This is a genomic window from Salinispora sp. H7-4, from assembly GCF_013416675.1.
Classification (GTDB): domain Bacteria; phylum Actinomycetota; class Actinomycetes; order Mycobacteriales; family Micromonosporaceae; genus Micromonospora; species Micromonospora vitiensis.
On record NZ_JABZED010000060.1, the window covers coordinates 116564 to 135962 of the forward strand.

Here is a 19399-nt window from a genome sequence, read left to right on the forward strand (position 1 = left end):
ACGGTGCACGGAGGAGCACCGACGCGGCGGGCGTATCGACGGCTCAGCGGGCGATCTCGGTGACCCGGGACTCCCGGACCACAGTGACCCGGATCTGCCCCGGGTAGGTCAGCTCCTCCTCGATCTGCTTGGCCACGTCGCGGGCCAGCACGGAGGCGCTGATGTCGTCAACGTCATCCGGCCGGACCATCACCCGGACCTCCCGGCCCGCCTGCATCGCGAAGACCCGCTCCACGCCGAGCTTGCCCCCCGCGATCTCCTCGATCCGCTCCAGCCGCCGCACGTACGCCTCCAGGCTCTCCCGGCGGGCCCCCGGCCGCCCCCCGGAACAGGCATCCGAGGCCTGGGTGAGCACCGCCTCGACGGTCTGCGGCGGCACCTCATTGTGGTGCGCCTCGATCGCGTGCACGACGTCCTCGCTCTCGCCGTACCGGCGGGCGACATCGGCACCGACGATGGCGTGGCTGCCCTCGACCTCGTGGGTGAGCGCCTTGCCGATGTCGTGCAGGAACGCGCACCGTTTGATCGTCGGCACGTCCAGCTGCAGCTCAGCGGCCATGATCCCGGCGATGTGAGCGCTCTCAACGAGATGCTTGAGCACGTTCTGCCCGTACGAGGTGCGGTAGCGCAGCCGGCCCAGCAGGCCGACCAGCTCGGGGTGGATCTCGGTGATGCCGACCTCGACCAGGGCATCCTCGGCGGCACGCTGGCAGAGCTGGGCCACCTCCTGCCGGGCCAGGTCGTACACCTCCTCGATCCGGTGCGGATGGATCCGCCCGTCCAGGACGAGCTTCTCCAGGGTGAGCCGGCCGACCTCCCGACGCACCGGGTCGAAGCAGGAGAGCAACACCGCCTCCGGGGTGTCATCGATGATCAGGTTGACTCCGGTGACCGATTCGAAGGTGCGGATGTTGCGCCCCTCCCGACCGATGATCCGACCCTTCATCTCGTCGCCGGGCAGGTGCAGGACGCTGACCACGCTCTCCGCGGTCTGCTCACTGGCCACCCGCTGGATGGCGTCGACCACGATGTGCCGGGCGCGCTCCTCGCCCGTGCTGCGCGCCTCGGCCTCGATGTCCCGCACGAGCAGCGCGGCCTCCCGTTTGGCCTGCGCCTCGATCGCCTCGACCAGCTCGCCGCGGGCCGCCTCCGCAGTGAGCCCCGCGACCCGCTCCAGCTCACGGCGGCGCTGCTGCTCGGCCTGCTCCAGCTCCCGGTCCCGCTCGGCGAGCGCCGACTCCCGGGCCTCCAGAGCGGCGTTGGCGACGCCGAGCTGGCGATCCCGCTCGGCGAGCCGCTCGACCTCCTCGGTGTGCAGCCGCTCCCGGTCGTCCATCCGGGCGGCCCGCCGCTCCACCTCGGCCGCCTGTTCCCGGGTGGTCGCGGCGAGGACGGCGGCTTCCCGTTCTCCGCCGCGCCGGGCGGCGGTCCGGAGCTGCTCGGCTTCGGCCTCGGCCTGCTTGTGCACCCGTTCCAGGATGGTGTCGGCTTCGGCGCGGGCGCCGTCGAGCACCCGGCGGGCTTCGGCGCGGGCGGCCTTGGCCTCGGCGCGGGCGGCGGCGGCTTCGGTGCGGGCCGCGGCGGCGGCGGACTTCGCCGCGTCGATGGTGCTGTTCGCCTCGTCGGCGGCCGACCGCAGCGCGGCGAGGGACTGCTCCTGGCGGTCTTTCTCCGCGATGAAGGCCGGGTCCTCCGGGCGCGAGGTGCCGGCGATGCCGCGGACGGCCCGGACGCCCACCAGCACCGCACCGACCACGACGGCGGTGAGCAGCAGGACGGCCACCAGGAGGACCGCGTCGAACCCGTTCATGGTGAACTTCCTGTCGACCCCTGCCGCCTCGCCATCGCGCGCCTCCCCTTGACCGTCGCGCCGCCGGCAACGTGCGGTGGGCACGCTCCCGCGGCTCTGGACGCCCGACCGGAGCGGCTGACCGAAAGGGGAGCCCTCCCGTCGGCGGTGCCGTGGCGGCACTGCCGACGGCAGTTGCAGTTGTGGCGTCGACGCCGGACCGGCCGGGTCCGGAGCTGACACCGGGCCAACGAATCGGCCAAAGTGATGCGGTTCTGTTACGCGATCTATGTTGTGCGCTTTGCCTGCGCTGGTCGGGCAATGTGAGCCTTATGGCGAGGCTAGGTCCCCGGAGCCGGTCCGGTCAAGGAAACCATGATCAATGCATCCGAACGGAGAGGATTTACAGCGTTACGCAGCGCTGATGTGTGATCGGATAAAAGTAACTAAAAGGGATGCAATTGCCTTTGGCTGACGTGACTACGACAAGCAGCCACGTAAGCCTCCGTCAGGGATCAACCTCGGTGTCGCTGAGCGCCTCGGCGTCGATCTGCTCCGCGAACTCGGCCGCCTCGGCGCTCTGCGCCGCGAGCGCCTCCTTCACCGCCCGGATCGCCACCCCCGGCGAGTAGCCCTTGCGGGCCAGCATGCCGACCAGTCGCCGAAACACCGCGTCCGGCTCGCCCCGGGTGGCACGCAGCTTCCGCTCCGCCAGGGCCCGGGCCGTCTCCGCCTCGGTCTCGTCGTCCAGCTCGCCGAGCGCGGCCTTCGCCACGTCACCATCGACGCCACGTTGGCGCAGCTCGGTGGCGAGGGCACGGCGGGCGAGGCCACGGCCGGCGTGCCGGCTGGAGACCCAGGCCCGCGCGAAGGCCGCGTCATCGATCATGCCGACCTCGTCGTAGCGGTCGAGGACCGCGGAGGCGACCTCCGCCGAGATGCCTCGCCGGGTCAGCGCCCGGGCCAGCTCGGCCCGGGTACGCGGACGCACGGCGAGCTGCCGCAGGCAGAACTCCCGCGCCAGCTCGACCTCGTCCGTGGGCGAGGCCGAGCTGGTCGCGGCGTCGGCGTTACGTCGGCCGCGGCGGGGGGCCGCCGCGGCGGCATCACCCGTGCGCGGTGGGCTGGCGTCCCACCCCCGCCCCGCACGGGCTCGTCGTGACGTCACCGGCCGTTACTCAGAAGTCGACCGGCGGCAACTCCGGACCGCCAGCGGCGTCACCCGCGCCGGCACCGACGCCGAGCTTCTCCAGGATCTTCTTCTCGATCTCGGCGGCCACGTCCGGGTTCTCCCGAAGGAACTCGCGGGCCTTCTCCTTGCCCTGGCCGAGCTGGTCGCCCTCGTAGGTGTACCACGCACCGGACTTCCGGATGATCGCCTGCTCGACGCCGACGTCGATCAGCGACCCCTCGCGGGAGATCCCCTTGCCGTACATGATGTCGAACTCGGCCTGCTTGAACGGCGCGGCCACCTTGTTCTTCACGACCTTGACCCGGGTGCGGTTACCGACCACGTCGGTGCCGTCCTTGAGGCTCTCGATGCGGCGCACGTCGAGCCGGACCGAGGCGTAGAACTTCAGCGCCCGCCCACCGGTGGTGGTCTCGGGGCTGCCGAACATGACGCCGATCTTCTCGCGGAGCTGATTGATGAAGACCGCCGTCGTGCCGGTGTGACTGAGCACACCGGTCATCTTGCGCAGGGCCTGGCTCATCAGCCGGGCCTGGAGACCCACGTGGCTGTCGCCCATCTCACCCTCGATCTCGGCACGCGGCACCAGCGCGGCCACCGAGTCGATGACGATGATGTCGAGCGCACCGGAACGGACCAGCATGTCCGCGATCTCCAGGGCCTGCTCGCCGGTGTCCGGCTGGGAGACCAGCAGGGCGTCGGTGTCGACGCCGAGAGCCCGGGCGTATTCCGGGTCGAGGGCGTGCTCGGCGTCAACGAAGGCCGCGATGCCGCCGGCCCGCTGGGCGTTGGCCACCGCGTGCAGCGCCACCGTCGTCTTACCGCTGCTCTCCGGGCCGTAGACCTCGATGACCCGGCCCCGGGGCAGGCCACCCACGCCGAGAGCCACATCCAACGCGATGGACCCGGTCGGCACCACCGCGGTCTGCACGACCGGGCGCTCCCCCAGTCGCATCACCGAACCCTTGCCGAACTGTTTGTCGATCTGAGCGAGAGCAAGGTCGAGTGCCCTCTCCCGATCAGGCACTGCCGCCATCGTCGCTACCCCTGCCTTCGCCGACTTCGCTGAGCTTCGCGTCACGCGGACACGCTAGGCGCACGGTCCGACAGAACACCAGCGACCATGCCGTGAGCTGTGGACAAGCGCCTCGCTGTGGACAATAGCCGAACAGGTGTACGAGCAACGGCACGACCCGCGAACGTAACGAAATGACTGCTCAACGGAGCCGCGCCGGCACCCGGTCCGGGTACGCGGCGACCACCGCACGCCACACGACGTGGGTCTCCTCCCCCGCCGCGAGCGCCTGCTCGATCGTCCGCTCGCCGAGGGGCGCCAGGACCTGGTCGCTGGCGATGCTGGCCGCGTAGCCCGGCCCGAACGTCTCCTCCAGCCGCGTCCAGAAGTCGGTCAACCGCACGTGTCATCCTCCCGGTCGGGCGCCCCGGCGGGCCCCCGACGTAACGCTAACGCCACCAACGGCACCACCACGATCGCCGCCAGCAGGGTGAGCACCGGATAGCCGGCCGCCCGCATGACGAACCCGCTGACCGCGGCGGCGCCGGCGCCGGCGAGCCCCATGGTCAGATCGGAGAAGCCCTGCACACTCGGCCGCACCGCCGCCGGCACCGACTCCGACAGCAGGGTGGAGCCGCCCACCATCGTGCCGGACCAGCCCAGCCCGAGCAGGACCAGACCCACCGAGAGCTGCGGCGTGTGGTGGCCGGCGGTGCCGGCGACGGCGCACGCGGCGAGCAGCAGCCCCACCCCGCCGAGGATGACCGCCGGCCGGCCGAGCCGGTCGGCGAGCCAGCCCACCAGCGGGGCCAGCGCGTACATGCCGGCGATGTGCAGGCTCAGCACGATCCCGACCACCCGTAGGACCTCCGCGTCGCCGTGCGACTCGCCGAGCCGTACCGGGGTCATCGACATCACCGCCACCATCACGGCGTGCCCCACCGCCACCGCCGCGACGCCGAGCCGGGCTGCCGGTCGGTCGCGGACCACCCGCCAGGCCGCCCGCATCCCCGCGCCCCGCCGGGCCACCGGGCTCGGGGGCGTCATGGGCCCGGCCGCCGGGCTCGGGGGCGACGTGGGCGCGGCCGCCGGGAGCCCAGCGGTCGAGGGGGCGGCGGTGACCGGAGCGGCCACGGGCGGCGGGGCTACCGCCGCCTCGGCCGCCGCCAGCCGGCGCGCGGTGCGCAGCGGGTCGGGCCGCAGCAGTGCGAAGAGTACGCCGGCGGCCAGCACGAAGGCGACGGCGCTGAAGGCGAACGGGCCGGCCAGTGGCGGCAGCCCCCACCCGCCGGTGACCGTGTCGGCGAGCACCGCGAAGTTCGGCGCGGCCACCGCCCCGATGGTGGTGGCCCAGACGATCAGGGCGAGCTGCCGGCCTCGACGCGCCGGCTCGGCGAGGTCCACCGCGGCGTACCGGGCTTGGAGGTTCGCGGCGGTGCCGCCTCCGAACAGCAGACTGCCGAGGAAGAGCAACGGCACCATCTGGGTGACCGCGGCGAGCACCACCAGCACCGCGCCGGCCGCACCGACCAGGTAGGCGACGACCAGTCCCGGACGACGCCCGTACCCGTTCATGATCCGGGTGATCGGGATGGCGAGCAGCGCGGCGCCCACCACCGCGGCGCTCTGGGTCAGACCGGCGACCGCGGTGCCGGCGATCCGGACGGCGAGCAGCGCCCCCACCGCGATCCCGATGGTGACGCCGATGCCACCGATGATCTGGGTGCCGAACAGCAGGCCCAGGGTGCGCCGCTGGATCGGCGCCAGATCCGACCGGATCCGGGCCGGAGCGGTCAGGTCGGTAGCCACAGACGACTCCCGCGGGTAAGGGGTGAATGGCACACCCATCCTTGCGCATCCCGCCCAACCGACACCGCCGGGACCCGTCGGCAACCGCACCACCGGCAACCCAACCCGGCTAGGCCGGGGTGATCACAGGCCGTGCTCGTCGCGCAGCTGGGTGAGCGGGATCGGGGCCTCGGCGGCGTCGATGCGGGCGAGGGCTTCCCGGGCAGCGGCGACGTCCGCGGCGTCCTCGGCTCGTTCGATCGCTTCGGCCACCTCGGCAGGGACCACGGCGGCGAGGCGCTGCCCGCGGCGGGTGACATAGGTGATTCGTCCGGCATAGTGGGCGCGGGAGACCACATCCGCAAGGCTGTCGCGGGCGTCGGATATCGGGAGTTCGGCGGCGGGCTCACTCATGACCCTAACGTACAACTCGTACAAGTCGTACGGGTCAATCAGTGAGCCCGCCGATCCGCCGACAGCGGCACTACCGGCAACCCTCCACCTCGTCTACCGCACGCCGCCCGGGTCAGCTGCCCCGACAGCGGCCTGCGCGTCGGCCGGCGGGAGCCGGTCGGGCGTCCCGTCGGGCGTCCCGTCGGTCACCGGGGACGCCTCCAGGTCGACCCGGGGCATAAGCCGGTCCAGCCAGCGGGGGAACCACCAGTTGGCGCGGCCGAGCAGCACCATGATCCCCGGCACCAGGAACCCACGGACGACCACCGCGTCGAGCAGCACCGCCATGCCAAGCCCCACCCCGAACATCTTGATCAGCGGGTTGTCCTGGCCGGCGAAGCTGATGAAGACGCTGAACATGATCAATGCTGCCGCGGTGACGACCCGTCCCGCCGAGCCGAGCCCGGTCACCACCGCACGCCGGTTGTCCCGGACCGCGTGCCACCGCTCGGCGATCGACGAGACCAGGAAGACCTCGTAGTCCATCGACAGCCCGAACAGGATCGCGAAGAGGATCAGCGGGATGTAACTCTCGATCGGCACCGGCCCGTCCAGCCCGAGCAGCCCCGTGAGGTGCCCCTCGGCGAAGGCGAAGGTGAGGATGCCGTACGCGGCACCGACGGAGAGCAGGTTCATCAGCGCGGCGGTCAGCGGGATCACGAAGGAGCGGAACAGGACGACCAGCAGCAGGAAGCTCAGCGCGATCACCACCGCCAGCACCAGCGGCAGCCGCTCCGCCACCTGGTCGGTGAAATCAATCTTCGCGGCGGTCTGGCCGCCGACGTGCAGCTGCGTACCGTCGGTCGCCAGCGGCGGCAGGATCTCCGCACGCAGCTGGGTGACGAGGTCACCGGTGGCCGGGTCGCTGGGCGCGGTCGTCGGCACCACCTGCCAGAGCGCGCCACTGCCGTCGGTGGAGACCCGCGGCCCCTGCACCGACTGCACACCGGGCACGTCCGCCAGGGCGGAGCCGAGAGCGGCGGCCTGCCGCTGCACCGTGGCCGGGTCGGTCTGGGCGGTGTCACCCAGGTCGGCGACGACCAGCAGCGGCCCGTTCACGCCCGGGCCGAACGCCGACTCCAGCAGGTCGTAACTCTGCCGGGTGGGCGTACCGACCGGGTCGTGGCCGCCGTCCTGCTGGCCGAGCTCCAGGTCCGCCACCGGCGCGATGAAGACCGCCAGCACCATTAGCGAGCCGACCACCGCCAGCCACGGCCGCCGGGCCGTCCGCTCGCCGATCCGGCGCCACCAGCCCGCCTTCGGCGCCTTCTTCGAGCGACGCCGGGGCAGCGCCCCGGCGTCCAGCCGCGAGCCGACGACCCCGAGGACGGCCGGCAGCACGCCGACCGCGGCCACCACCGACAGCCCGACCGCCACGGCGGCGGTCCACCCCAGCGAGGTCAGCAGCGGCAGCCCGGCCAGCAGCAGGCCACCCAGGCCGACGGCGACAGTGGCGCCGGCGAAGAGCACCGCCGCGCCCGCGGTGGCCACCGCGACCCCCAACGCCCGCTCGTGTGGTTGCCCCTCCTGCCGGGCCGTGCGGTACCGCACGACGATGAAGAGCGCGTAGTCGATGCCGACGCCGAGCGAGATCATGCTCGCCACCGTCGTCGCGATGTCCGGGATCGCTCCTACCTGACTGAGCAGCCCGATGGCGGCGAGTCCGAGCACCAGGCCGACCAGCGCGGAGAGCAGGGGTAGGGCCATCGCCGCGGCCGCGCCGAGGGCCACCAGCAGGACGACGGCGGCCACGGCCAGACCGATCAACTCGCTGCGGTGCCCCGGATCACCGGCCGCCGCCTGGGCGAGCTGACCACCGGGGAGCACCTCCAGCCCGGCCTCCACCGCCGGGGTGGCGGCGGCCAACACCCGGTCGGCATCCTGCTCGCCGAGGGCGGCGGGTGGCACGTCGAAGTAGACCTGCGCGTACGCGGTGTGCCCGTCGGCGCTGATCCGCGGCGCGGGCTGGCCGGGCTGCTGCGGAAATGGGGGCACCACCTGTGTCACCCCTTCCACATCCCGCACCGCCAGCAGCGAAGCCTCGATCGCCGCCCGCCCCTCGGGCGCGGTGACCGAGGAGTCCGGGTCGTGGAACACCAGGGTGCCGTTGCCGAGCGCGGAGGCGGGGAACACCGCGTTCTGGATCTCCTGCGCGCGACTGCTGTCGCTGCCCGGGATGGTGATGCCGTCGTCGATGCTGGTGCCCACCGTCACCCACGCGCCCACGACGGCCGCGGCCACCAGGAGCCAGGCGGTGAGCAGCTGCCAGGGCCGGCGGGCGGCCAGCCGGCCGTACGAGTACAGGGCGTTACGCACCGAAACCTCCGAAGGGAGTGGGGTGGACCTGGGTCACTGGATCGAGGGGCGTCACGCGCGGCAGTCGCCCGCGGCGGCAAGCTCGTTGGTGTCGAGGCTGGCCTGCAGGGTCAGGCCGTCGGGGCCGACGGCGACGCGGTCGGGCGTCAGACCGTTCGGGAGGCCCGGCAGGGCGACCTGGCGCGGCTCCAACTGCCCCGCGAGCGCCGGGTCGCGTACGCCGAGCAGCGGGGCGACCAGGTCCACCGGTAGCTGTTGCCCGGCCACCTCCACCGTGGCCGGGGTGAGCACCAGCTCCTCGCCGGCCAACGCAAGATCCATGAGTACGCGCATCTCGCCGCCCAGGACCACGCCCGGCCGGACCACGGCGAGTTGGTCACCGGCGTTCTCGAACCACTGCTGGCCCGCTTCGGTGCCGGGCAGTTGGTCGTACGGCAGGGTGATTGCCGCCTCGGCGCCGGCCACGTCAACCGGTTCGTCCGAGAACGGCCGGGCGTGCACGTCACGCAGGGAGAGCTGGAGGTGGGTCGGCCCGGCCTCGGTGTCGACGATGCCCTGCACGGTCACGTCGCCCAGGTCGCCGGTCAGTAGTCGCGGAGTGATGAGCGGGCCGGGCAGCGAGGTGGTCAGCTCGGCGCCGTCGAGGCGACAGCCGACCGCCGCGGACACCCGCCGTTCGACCGCGGCGGCGAGGAACCGATCGGCGCCGTAGGAGAGCACCAGCGCGACGACGACCAGCACCAGCGGCAACCGTAACCGGCGGGCCAGCGGGCGATCGGTGCGGCGGGACCTGGTCCGGCTCGGTCGGCGGGCCCTGGTCGGCAGATCAGTCCGGCTCATGCCCCAAGGCAACCGCACCGACCTGCCGGTCCCCTCCGGCGTACCTTCCGGTTTGCTGACGATCCGGATCGGGCGACGCGGACCGGTCGCCACCGGGGGCGTTCCGCGGACGGTCCGTCGGGCCTTCAGCAAACCGTCAGCCGTTCGGCAGCCGATTGGCAGGTTCCCCGGTCCCCGTGCCGGAGATACTGACGCCATGGCCGGACCCACAGGACGTTCCGCCCGGCAACCGCGGCCGGGCTCCACCGCCGAGCTGAGCTCGGTCTGGCGGGCCCGCGTGCTGGTGGTGGACGACGAGCCGGCCCTGGCCGAGCTGCTGCTGCGCACGTTACGGGTCGCCGGGTTCGACGCCCGGTCCGCCGGCTCCCGGTCCGAGGCGCTGGCGGTCGCCGGCGAGCTGGCTCCGGAGTTGGCGATCGTGGACGTGATGCTGCCCGACGGCTCCGGCTTCGACCTGGTCCACGACCTGCGCCGCGGGCTCCCGGAGCTCGCGGTGGTCTTCCTGACCGCGAAGGACTCGCTGGAGGATCGGCTCACCGGGCTGAACCTCGGCGGCGACGACTACATCACCAAGCCGTTCAGCGTGGCGGAGGTGGTCGCCCGGGTGAACGCGGTGCTGCGCCGCCTCGGTGGGCGGCCCGGCGCTGCCAACCGGCTCGCCGTCGCCAACCGGCTCGCCGTCGCCGATCTGGAACTCGACGAGGACGCGCACACGGTCACCCGGGCGGGCACGCCGGTCGAGCTGTCGCCGACCGAGTTCCGGCTGCTGCGGCACCTGCTGGAAAACGCCGGCCGGGTCCTGTCCAAGCAGCAGATCCTGGCCCAGGTCTGGCAGTACGACTTCCCCGGCGATCCGGGGGTGGTGGAAAAGTTCGTCAGCCAACTCCGGCGCAAGATCGATATCTCGGACCCGCCGTTGCTGCACACGGTACGCGGCTTCGGCTACGTCCTGCGGGAACCGCCCGAATGAGGCGGCCGGCCGTGCGGAGCCTCCGCGGCCGACTGCTGGTGGGCACGGTAGCGCTGCTGGTGGTCGGGCTACTGGCCGCCGATGTCACCGCCTACCTGGCGTTACGTCGATTCCTCGACGAACGGGTCGACAACACCATCGAGCTGGTCCTCGACCGGGGTTTGGCGCGCGCCCGCCTCGCCGGGCCGGCCCTGCCCACCGCCGGCATGGAACAGCTCGTACCCACCAACGCCTACCTGGCCCTCTACGACGCCGAGGGCGACCTGGTGCTGGCCCGGCACCCGATACAGCATGGTGACTCCCGGCCGCCCGTGGTGCCGCCGGTCAACGAGCTGCCGGCGCACCCGGTGACCATCGGCGCCGACCCGGAGACGGCACTACGGGTGCGCCGCGAGCTGCTTCCCCCCGAGCAGGCCCTCCCGGTAGAGATCAACGGGCAGGTCCTTCCGGTAACCGGGCTGGTGGTCGGGGTATCCCTGGCGGACAACGCGGCGACGCTGCGCCGGCTGGTCCTGGTCCAGGGGATCGCCGGGCTGCTCATCGTCGTCCTGGGGGTGGCGCTGGCCCGGCTGGTACTCACCACCGGGCTACGACCGCTGCGCGCCATGGCGGACACCGCCCGGGAGATCGGCCGCGGCGACCTGCGCCGACGCGTACCCGTGGGCGACCCTCGCACCGAGATCGGCACCGTCGCCACCGCGCTGAACGAGGCGTTCGACCAGCGGGAACGCAGCGAGGCGTTGACGCGGACCTTCGTCGCCGACGCCTCGCACGAGCTGCGCACCCCGCTGAGCGCGGTACACGGCTGGGCCGACCTCTACCTCAACGACGGAATCACCGACTGGGACGGCGTGGACGAGGCGATGCGCCGGATCCGTACCGAGAGCACCCGGATGGGGGCCCTCGTCGAGCAGCTCCTCACCCTGGCCCGGCTGGACGCGCACCAACCGCTGGCGCGCGCCGCGGTCGACCTCGGCCGCGTCTGCGCGGACGTGCTGGACAGCCTCCGGGTCACCGCCGCGCACCATCGACTCACCCTCGCCGCCGACGAGGGGGTCACCGTCACCGGCGACGCGACCGCGCTCCGCCAGGTGGTGCAGAACCTGGTCGGCAACGCGGTTCGGCACACCCCACCCGGCACGGCGGTCGAGGTTCGCGTCCACCGCGACGACGCGGACGCCGTACTCGTCGTGCACGACGAGGGGCCCGGGCTCGACGCCCCGGGGCTGGCGCACGCCTTCGACCGGTTCTGGCGCGCCGACCCCGGGCGGGCCGCACCCGGCGGCACCGGACTGGGCCTGGCCATCGTCCGCGACATCATCGAGGCGCACGGCGGCACCGTGGCACTGGGCTCGGCACCCGGGCAGGGACTGACGGCCACCGTACGACTACCGGCCGCCGCCGCGCACCAACCCGAGCCGGGTTCCCGGCGTTCGCCGGGGTTCTGACTCCGCGGACCGCGTACGTGCACTCATTACGGGTCGGCGTACGCGCTCCGAGATCGACCTGGTGGCGCGCTCCGCCTCGGACGACTCCCGCGGCCTCGAACCGCCGGCAGTGTCGGCCTGCCCTGGGCAAACGAACTATTAGCCGCGATCAGAGATCTTCGCGATGCCGGGGTATACGCATGGAACGCCGAACGGCGGCCCGCTGAACCAGTCGGGCCGCCGTCTGCGAATGTGGATCAAAGCGGGCGGATGTTCTCCGCCTGCGGGCCCTTCTGGCCCTGGGTGATGTCGAACTCCACCTTCTGATTCTCGTCGAGGCTGCGGAAGCCGCTCGCCGAGATCGCGGAGAAGTGGGCGAAGACGTCGGCGCCGCCGCCGTCCGGGCTGATGAAGCCGAAGCCCTTGTCGGCGTTGAACCACTTCACGGTACCGGTAGTCATGTCTGCTCCTTCGCAGGCTGTCAGAGGCCGCACTGTGCGGTCCCCTTCCGCCGCCGCGTTGATTACCCGCGTCGAAACGACACGAAACGAAAGGCGCCTGATGGACTTCAGATGCCCCATCAAGCGCCGAAAGAACGTCTACGGGAAATCAAAACTACAACTCGGTCAGCGTAGCACAGGAACCCGTTGACGCCCCTGACGAGTAACCCCGGCCGTTCCGTGCTGCCCCATGGTGCAGAGCCCGGTGTCGCTCAGTCGCTCCCCCTGACAGGCTTTCGACGCCGGGCTTCGACCCGACCCGTTTCCAGACCGAGCCGCCAGCCTGCTACCGGGCCTCCTGGCAGCTACCCGGGCCGGACTCACACCGGCAGGCGACGACGAGCGTACGACCCCAGATGAGCTACACACCCACGCTTCCGGTGGGCCCGGGGAGTCCTGACCGTGGACGGCCGCATGGGTTCACGCAGCACGGGTACCTCCGGCGGAGCAAGCACACGGAGGATGAGGGGGAAAGGCTACGGTGGGTACGACGGAATCCAACCCGACTCGCGTTGCCCAGCGCGTCGTCGAGGTGTTGCAGGCGTACGGCGTGCAGTACGTTTTCGGCGTCCCCGGAGCCAAGGTCGACGCGATGTACGACGCGCTGACGGACGGTGGGCCCCAGCTGATCGTGTGCCGTCACGAGCAGAACGCGGCGTTCATGGCCGCGGCGGTCGGCCGCCTCACCGGCATCCCCGGTGCCGTGCTGGTGACCTCCGGACCCGGCACCGCCAACCTCGCCACCGGCCTGCTGACGGCGACGACGGAGCAGGACCCGGTCATCGCCCTCTGCGGCGCGGCGTCCCGCGTCAACCGGCTCAAACGCGCGCAGCAGTCATTCCACTCCGCCGCCCTGCTCGCCACGGTGACGAGGTACACCGGCGAGGTCTCCGACCCGGACAACGTCTGCGAGGCGCTGAGCAAGGCCATCCGTACCGCGACCACCGAGCCCCGAGGAGCCGCCGCGGTGGTGCTTCCCCAGGACGTACTCGCCGCGTCGACCGCGCAGACCCTGCACCGGCCGGCGCCGGTGCCCCGGCTGAACGCGGCACCGCCCGAGGCGGTCGCCGAGGCGGTACGGCTCATCCGCTCGGCGCGGCGGCCGGTGGTGCTCGCGGGCATGCGCTCCGGTGAACCGGAGGCCAGCCACGCCCTGCGCGCCCTGATCGGCGAGACCGAGCTTCCGGTCGTGGAGACCTTTCAGGCCGCCGGGGTGCTGTCCCGCGAACTCGACCACCACTGGGCCGGGCGAGTCGGGGTGTTCCGCAACCTGCCCGGCGACGTCGTGATGGCACACGCGGATCTGCTGCTGACCGTCGGCTACGACGAGGTGGAGTACGCCTCCGCCGCCTGGAATACCGATTCGACGCGCACCATCGTGCACGTCGACTCCATCCCCGCGGAACTCGGCAACCACTACCAACCGACGCTCGAGCTGCGGGGCGACCTGGCCGCCACGCTCCGGCAGCTGGCCGGACCGCTCGCCGGGCTCCGCCTCGAGCCCGAGTTCAGGGAGCTGATGGACGCCCAACGGCGGGCGCTCGCCGAGATCGACCTGGAGGCGCGCTCCGCCTCGGACGACTCCCGCGGCCTCGAACCGCCGGCAGTCGTTCTCAAGCTGCGTGAACTGCTGGCCGACGACGCCACGGTGGCCTGCGACATTGGCTCGTTCTATCTGCACATGGCGCAGCATTTCCGCGTGCACGAGCCAGGGCACCTGCTGTTCTCCAACGGTCAACAGACGCTCGGCGTCGGCCTGCCCTGGGCCATGGCCGCCTGCCTCGTACGGCCAGGACGACAGGTGGTGTCGGTCTCCGGCGACGGCGGATTTCTGTATTCCAGCGCGGAACTCGAGACCGCGGTACGCCTCGGCCTCACCTTCACGCATGTCATCTTCCGGGACGGCGCCTACGACATGACCCGCTTCGAGGAGCGGCTCAAATACGGCCGCGCCCACGGTGTTGACCTGGGGTTCCTCGACTCCGCCGCCTATGCCCGGTCATTCGGGGCGAACGGCTACCGGGTCTCCAGCGAGGAGGAGCTGGTCGACGTACTGCCCCGTGCGCTTGCCGAGCCCGGCCCGTCGGTAGTCGACGTGGCCATCAATTCGGTGCGCAACATCCATCTGGGCCAGAGCCTGCTTCCGGACAGCTTCGACTAGCCGCCGCCCCGAGCGAGCGGGCCCACGGTGGGAACGGCGGAGGGTCCCGCCTCGCCGGCACACGGCAAAACGGGACCCTCGTGAATCGGATTGTGCGCGATTCGTTACCCGGCGCAGCCGGGCACGATGCCGGAGCAGTTGTTCGGCCGGTTCTTGATCACCACAGTGCCGGTGGCGGGGTTCAGCAGGACGGTGCCACCCGCCTCGTTGAAGATGCCGCCGCCGTCGGTGACCGCGATATTCTTAATGACCTTGGTGTTGTACAGCGTGGCCGTCCCCGTGGCGGCGTTGTAGATGCCGCCACCCAGGTCGGCCTGATTCCCGACGATCTTCGTGTTCAACAGGGTCAGCTCGTCGGCGTTGTAGATTCCACCACCATTGGTGCCCGCCCGGTTGTTCTCGACAGTGCTGTCCACAACGGTCATCGTGCCGCCGGTCTCAATGGCCAGAGCGCCCGCCAGCTCGCCCGCGACGTTCTTGGCGAGGGTGACCGAGGAGAGGTACACCTGCGTGCCTACGTTGGCAAGGATTCCACCGACCGCCCCGTTAGCCGTGTTGCCCGAAACGCTACTGTCCTCGACAACCGCCGAACCACCGTTCACGATGATGCCACCGACAACATCCTGAGCCGAATTGTCGGAGATGGTGCTGCGCTGGACCAGCGCAGTCCCCGTAGTTGCCACCCCACCGCCAGCGGCGGTGACATTTGCGCGCACGCTGGACTTGGTTACTTCAAGCACGCCGGAGCTGCTAATTCCGCCGCCGAGAATGCCAGAGGTGTTGCGACCGAGCGTGGAGTGTTTGACCAGGGTGGTGCCGTCGTTGGCGATGCCACCGCCGTTGTCTGCGGCGATGTTGCGGGTGATGGTGCTGTGGTTGGTGGTGAGTGCCCCGCCGGTGTTGACGAGGATGCCGCCGCCGTCGCTGTCGGCGTATCCGCCGGTGATGGTGAGGTGGTTGAGGGTGAGGTCGCCGCCGACATCGACGGTGAGGATTCTGAACTGTTCGACGGCGGCGGCGCGTTCGATGACGGTGTGTTTGCCGCCGTTGAGGGTGATCGGGGCGGTGATGGCGGGGAGGCCACTGCCGTCGAGGTTGGCGGTGAGCAGGTAGGTGCACTTGCTGGCGAGGTCGAGGATGGCGCCGTCGCGGGCGTTGGCGAGGGTGATCGCGGCGATCAGCTTGTCCGCGTCACACGGCACCGGAATGCCCTTCGACTTCTCCCGCTTCTTCCCCGACACCTCGCCATCGGCCCTTCCTTCGGTGCGGTGACTCTCAGCACTGCGTCGATCAGGCTTTCCGGGCTGATCGTCGGCGGCAGCGAAAGTCCCTCCGACGGAGCCGGCAGCCGGCCCGCCGGCGACACCGACCGCGGTACCGGTGAGGGCTAGGCCGGCGACCCCGGCCAGTCCAACAGCCCACCACCGTGAACCCGCCCTACGTGAGCCAGAGCGGCACAGTTCGCGTTCCTGACGCTGATGGTTCATGGCGATCTCTACGTCCTTCCCCGTGAACGGCGAGGAACCGACCGCCCCAGGGGCAGATCGACCTCGGCTACCCGGCAGGCGGCAGCAACCTCCTTGAGCTAAGCCAGTAAAATTCACGTGGACCCGCATATACGAAAATAACCCCCAAAAAGGTACAGACCGGACGAGTCGGCCGGATGATCGCCTCGATGAGGGTCACGCACTGAAGATCGGCTGGCTAAACCTCGGCACCGTCCCGACGCAGGATCGACTGCCGCCTGATCCGCACGTCGAACCCACCCAGATCGACTGAACCCCCAACCTGGCAGGCGGGCCGGGTTGGGGGTTCAGTGTTTACCGAGTGGTCGGGGCTGCCCAGGGCTTGGGCAGAGTTGCCCGGCCCGGTGGGGGTGGGGTCAGGGCTGGCCGGGGAGTTGGGCGACGAACGCCCGCCACGCCGCCGGCCCGAAGACCAACGCCGGCCCGGCCGGGTCCTTGGAGTCCCGGACCCCCACGACGCCGGGAAGGTTACCGGCGACCTCGACACAGTTGCCGCCGTTGTTGCCGCTCTTACTGCTCTTGCGCCACCGCGCGCCGATCAGGTCCATGAACTTGCCGCTTCCCTGAGCAGGTCTCGGGACTGCGCCCGGGAGAGAGCCTCCCCACGGATGCGTTCCCACCGTCGACTCAGCGTAGCAATATCCGTGACGCCATCGACCAGTTGCGCCTTGGCCTGGCTGTCCACATGGGCCACCACTGTGCCCTTCTCCAACTCGGCGAGGGTGAACGGACCGCCGAGACCAGGGTGCATACCCGCCGAGAGCGGCACGACATGGATCGACACGTTCGGTAACTCCGCGGAGGCCACCAACTGCTCGCACTGCTCCCGCATCAACCCACGGTCGCCGTAGGCGGAGCGGCGGAGGACCAGCTCGTCCAGCACCGCGATGAACATCGGCGCGCGGTCCCGGCGCAGGATCGCCTGCCGCTTGATCCGCGCGTCGACCAGCTCCTCGACCGTCTCGGGGCTGAGCGCCTCACCGGCGAGGGTCGCCCGCGCGTACGCCGCGGTCTGCAGTAGGCCCGGCACCCAGGCGAGCTCAAAAGTGCGGATCGACACCGCTTCGCGTTCGATGTCTACCCACGGACGGAACCACGCCGGCTCGCGGCGCCGCACCGCATCCGGCCACAGCTCCTCCACCTCCCGCTTGAGGATCGCGGCCACCTTCGCGCGGTGCCGGGTCTGGGGAATCCGGCCACGGCTCGCCCACTTCGCGGCCGTCTTCGGATCCACCCCGATCTGAGCTGCGAGGCTTTCGGCGGTCTCACCCGCCTCCGCCATCGCCGCGATGACTGCGTGGTTCATGCTCCAACCTCCCTCAAACGTTCCAGACGTCCCAAAAACCTAGTACTACGCGGTGTGTTCGCCCCACAACTGTCGGAAAACTGCCGGTAGACGGCGTGAACCGGTGCGGGCCCGACCCCGCCGGAGGCGCTGCCGGACCGCAACCACCAACCAGCAACCACCACAGCCGGGAGGCGAGCCGTGCCAACGATCACCACCGCGCCACCACCTCTACCGCGACGGAGGCGCCGCGCCGCGCTCGCCGACGCGATCAGCCCCGACCACGCGGCGGCTGTCTCCGCCGGGGAGTTGGAGCGGCTGCTCTCCGGTGGGCGGGTGGTCGGCCGGGCCCGCGTCGTCCACACCGCTCCCGGTGCCGACCTCCTCGCCGCGGTGCTCGCGGGGCTGCGGAGACTGTGATGGCCCCTGACGACCCGACCGCCGACCAGCCGGCGCACGCTGGCCGGCGCGCGTACCGCGACCCGCACGGGTCGCCGCCGCTGCCCGACGGCGACCGGGTGCGGCCGAGCGCGCCGAGCACTCCCCCGCCGCCCGCCACCACCCGGCACCAGCTGATCGCGGCGCTCATCCTGGTGATTGTCGTGGTTGCCATCGCACTCCGGGTGCTGCGATGACGACCAGCCCGAGGCCCCCGCGTCCGGGTGACCCAGCCGCCGACCGGCCACACCTACCGATGCGCCCGCTGTGGGGGTGCGGCAGCTGCCAGGCGGAGTGGCCCTGCCCGGCAGCCCGACACGCCCTCCTGGCCGAATATCGCACCGACCGCACCGCGCTGCGGGTCTACCTGGGTGCCCTCATGTCCGAAGCGGCCGAACAGCTAGCCCAGGTCCAGACCCACACCGCGTCCGACCTGTACCGCCGATTCCTGCTGTGGGTATAGCGACCCGGCGGCGGTACGCCGAAAGCGAGTGACCCACCCGGGGCGGACCGGGGTGGCCACTCGCCTTCGCCAGCCGATCCGCGAGCGGTCAGCGGATCAGCGGGTCACTGCTTGACGCGGTCGAACTGGAAGTAGTCGATGTTGAAGTTCTGGTAGGCGTCCTCGTCCATCCGCACCTCGAACTCGTGCGTACCCTTCCGCAGGTACTGGGTCCCCTCGATCTCCTGCAGCTCGAAGGCGTCGTGCGAGGTCGTGCCCGCCACGTTCACCGGGCCGGTCGTCGACTGACCGTCGAAGGTCATCGAGAACCGCCCCGCCGGGAAGTACGGCGACGACATCCGGGCGCTCACCCGATAGTTGCCGGACTTCGGCACCTCGACGGTGTACGTGACCCACTCACCACCGCGGATCCAACACATCACGATCGCGGCATTGTTGTCGCAGATGTCCACGCCCTCGTACTGACGGGCCGCCGTGCCACCCCGGTTCTCGTCATCCAGGTCGTGGTAGCCGATCCCCTTACCCGCCGGCGAGTAGTCCTCGGCCTGCACCCGCACCGAACCCTTCGGCAACGACGGCCACTCCCCCCGACCACCGTGCTCCCGGTCCCGACTGGCCAACCAGCTGACCAACTGCTCCGGGTTGTCAGTCTGGATCATGTCCGCCTGGTGCCGGTCCACCACCGCACCCCACCCCTGCGCCGGATCCCGCAACGACGACTCGTCGGTGTAGCCGGCGGCGAGGCCGTACCACAGGGTGTTGACCCAGACCCGGGCCCGCTCACGGAGCGCCGCCACCACCGCCGGCTGGATCTGCGGCTCGGTGAGCCGGTCGAAAACCAGCTCGTACGCCTCCGGCTGGTGGTCGGTGAACCCGTCGAGGTCGCCGGCGTTCTCCTCCTTCACGACATGGACGTAGAGGATTTCCGGGTCGGTGGCGAGGAACTGCTCCACCTCCGCGACCGGCGCCGAGCTCTTGAACAGGACGTGGTCCAGGGTTCCGGTGTCGACCAGGACGTCGTACGCCTCGTCCCGGATGTCCCACGCCTTGTCCAGGTTGACCAGGGCCCGGCCCTTCACCTGCGCCATCGCCTCGGCCAGGGTCGGCACCCGCTCCTTGGTCAACGGCGCCTGATCGCCGCCCAGGCCCACCTTCAACCGCAGCCGCTGCACCTCGGCCAGCGTCAACTCCGACACCGCACCGGTACCGTCCGTGGTCCGGTCCACCGTGCTGTCATGC

19 protein-coding genes are annotated in these 19399 nt (G+C 71.1%); 6 read left to right on the forward strand and 13 right to left on the reverse strand.

The window, feature by feature from the left end; translation table 11 throughout:
• Positions 1-43: 43 nt before the first annotated feature.
• From rny to H0524_RS22745, 8 genes are all read right to left on the reverse strand, one after another.
• Positions 44-1810: a ribonuclease Y gene (rny, locus tag H0524_RS22710; protein WP_180200473.1), complete on the reverse strand. Its 1767-nt coding sequence runs from the start codon at positions 1808-1810 to the stop codon at positions 44-46.
• Between the two features lie 487 nt (positions 1811-2297).
• The gene (locus tag H0524_RS22715; protein ID WP_180200474.1) at positions 2298-2957 is read right to left on the reverse strand and encodes a regulatory protein RecX; all 660 of its coding nucleotides are present in this window, start codon (positions 2955-2957) and stop codon (positions 2298-2300) included.
• Between the two features lie 10 nt (positions 2958-2967).
• On the reverse strand, positions 2968-4014 hold the full coding sequence (gene recA / locus H0524_RS22720) for a recombinase RecA (protein ID WP_033661976.1): 1047 nt from the start codon (positions 4012-4014) through the stop codon (positions 2968-2970).
• A 181-nt stretch (positions 4015-4195) separates the two neighbouring features.
• Entirely contained in the window at positions 4196-4396 is a 201-nt protein-coding gene (locus H0524_RS22725; protein ID WP_018219066.1) for a DUF3046 domain-containing protein, read from the reverse strand.
• A complete protein-coding gene (locus tag H0524_RS22730) occupies positions 4387-5841 on the reverse strand; it encodes an MFS transporter (protein WP_180200475.1) in 1455 nt (484 codons plus the stop codon). The genes H0524_RS22725 and H0524_RS22730 overlap by 10 nt, the downstream gene beginning before the upstream one ends.
• Before the next feature lie 84 nt (positions 5842-5925).
• A complete protein-coding gene (locus tag H0524_RS22735) occupies positions 5926-6195 on the reverse strand; it encodes a type II toxin-antitoxin system prevent-host-death family antitoxin (RefSeq protein ID WP_180200476.1) in 270 nt (89 codons plus the stop codon).
• 93 nt (positions 6196-6288) lie between these two features.
• Positions 6289-8550, reverse strand: coding sequence for an MMPL family transporter (locus H0524_RS22740; protein WP_180200477.1), 2262 nt, complete (start codon positions 8548-8550; stop codon positions 6289-6291).
• A 51-nt stretch (positions 8551-8601) separates the two neighbouring features.
• Complete coding sequence (locus tag H0524_RS22745) at positions 8602-9390, reverse strand: DUF2993 domain-containing protein (protein ID WP_180200478.1); 789 nt, start codon at positions 9388-9390, stop codon at positions 8602-8604.
• A gap of 196 nt (positions 9391-9586) precedes the next feature.
• On the opposite strand from H0524_RS22745, the gene H0524_RS22750 reads away from it, so the two are divergent.
• Both H0524_RS22750 and H0524_RS22755 read left to right on the forward strand, forming a co-directional pair.
• A complete protein-coding gene (locus H0524_RS22750; RefSeq protein ID WP_180200479.1) occupies positions 9587-10360 on the forward strand; it encodes a response regulator transcription factor in 774 nt (257 codons plus the stop codon).
• Entirely contained in the window at positions 10357-11808 is a 1452-nt protein-coding gene (locus tag H0524_RS22755; protein ID WP_180200480.1) for a cell wall metabolism sensor histidine kinase WalK, read from the forward strand. Before H0524_RS22750 ends, H0524_RS22755 begins: the two co-directional genes overlap by 4 nt.
• Before the next feature lie 236 nt (positions 11809-12044).
• On the opposite strand, the gene H0524_RS22760 is transcribed toward H0524_RS22755, so the two are convergent.
• Positions 12045-12248, reverse strand: coding sequence for a cold-shock protein (locus H0524_RS22760; protein ID WP_007074326.1), 204 nt, complete (start codon positions 12246-12248; stop codon positions 12045-12047).
• Between the two features lie 520 nt (positions 12249-12768).
• Between H0524_RS22760 and alsS the strand changes: the two genes are divergently transcribed.
• Entirely contained in the window at positions 12769-14448 is a 1680-nt protein-coding gene (gene alsS, locus H0524_RS22765; protein WP_180200481.1) for an acetolactate synthase AlsS, read from the forward strand.
• A 104-nt stretch (positions 14449-14552) separates the two neighbouring features.
• Here the strand turns inward: alsS and H0524_RS22770 are convergent, their stop codons facing one another.
• The 3 genes from H0524_RS22770 to H0524_RS22780 all read right to left on the reverse strand — a co-directional run bounded on the left by H0524_RS22770 (position 14553) and on the right by H0524_RS22780 (position 17280).
• A complete protein-coding gene (locus tag H0524_RS22770) occupies positions 14553-15935 on the reverse strand; it encodes a right-handed parallel beta-helix repeat-containing protein (protein WP_180200482.1) in 1383 nt (460 codons plus the stop codon).
• A gap of 395 nt (positions 15936-16330) precedes the next feature.
• The gene (locus H0524_RS22775; protein WP_018219057.1) at positions 16331-16522 is read right to left on the reverse strand and encodes a DUF397 domain-containing protein; all 192 of its coding nucleotides are present in this window, start codon (positions 16520-16522) and stop codon (positions 16331-16333) included.
• On the reverse strand, positions 16513-17280 hold the full coding sequence (locus tag H0524_RS22780) for a DUF5753 domain-containing protein (protein WP_180200483.1): 768 nt from the start codon (positions 17278-17280) through the stop codon (positions 16513-16515). Before H0524_RS22780 ends, H0524_RS22775 begins: the two co-directional genes overlap by 10 nt.
• A gap of 180 nt (positions 17281-17460) precedes the next feature.
• On the opposite strand from H0524_RS22780, the gene H0524_RS22785 reads away from it, so the two are divergent.
• From H0524_RS22785 to H0524_RS22795, 3 genes are read left to right on the forward strand one after another with little or no spacing between them, the layout of a single operon-like run.
• Positions 17461-17679 (forward strand): hypothetical protein, encoded by a 219-nt coding sequence (locus H0524_RS22785; RefSeq protein WP_180200484.1) that lies wholly within the window; start codon positions 17461-17463, stop codon positions 17677-17679.
• Positions 17679-17894 carry a hypothetical protein gene (locus tag H0524_RS22790; protein WP_180200485.1) on the forward strand — a complete coding sequence of 72 codons (216 nt, stop codon included), beginning with the start codon at positions 17679-17681 and terminating at the stop codon, positions 17892-17894. The genes H0524_RS22785 and H0524_RS22790 overlap by 1 nt, the downstream gene beginning before the upstream one ends.
• A complete protein-coding gene (locus H0524_RS22795; RefSeq protein WP_180200486.1) occupies positions 17891-18160 on the forward strand; it encodes a flavin reductase in 270 nt (89 codons plus the stop codon). Before H0524_RS22790 ends, H0524_RS22795 begins: the two co-directional genes overlap by 4 nt.
• 104 nt (positions 18161-18264) lie before the next feature.
• On the opposite strand, the gene H0524_RS22800 is transcribed toward H0524_RS22795, so the two are convergent.
• On the reverse strand, positions 18265-19399 hold a 1135-nt coding region (locus H0524_RS22800; RefSeq protein ID WP_180200487.1), incomplete at its 5' end, for a carbohydrate-binding protein.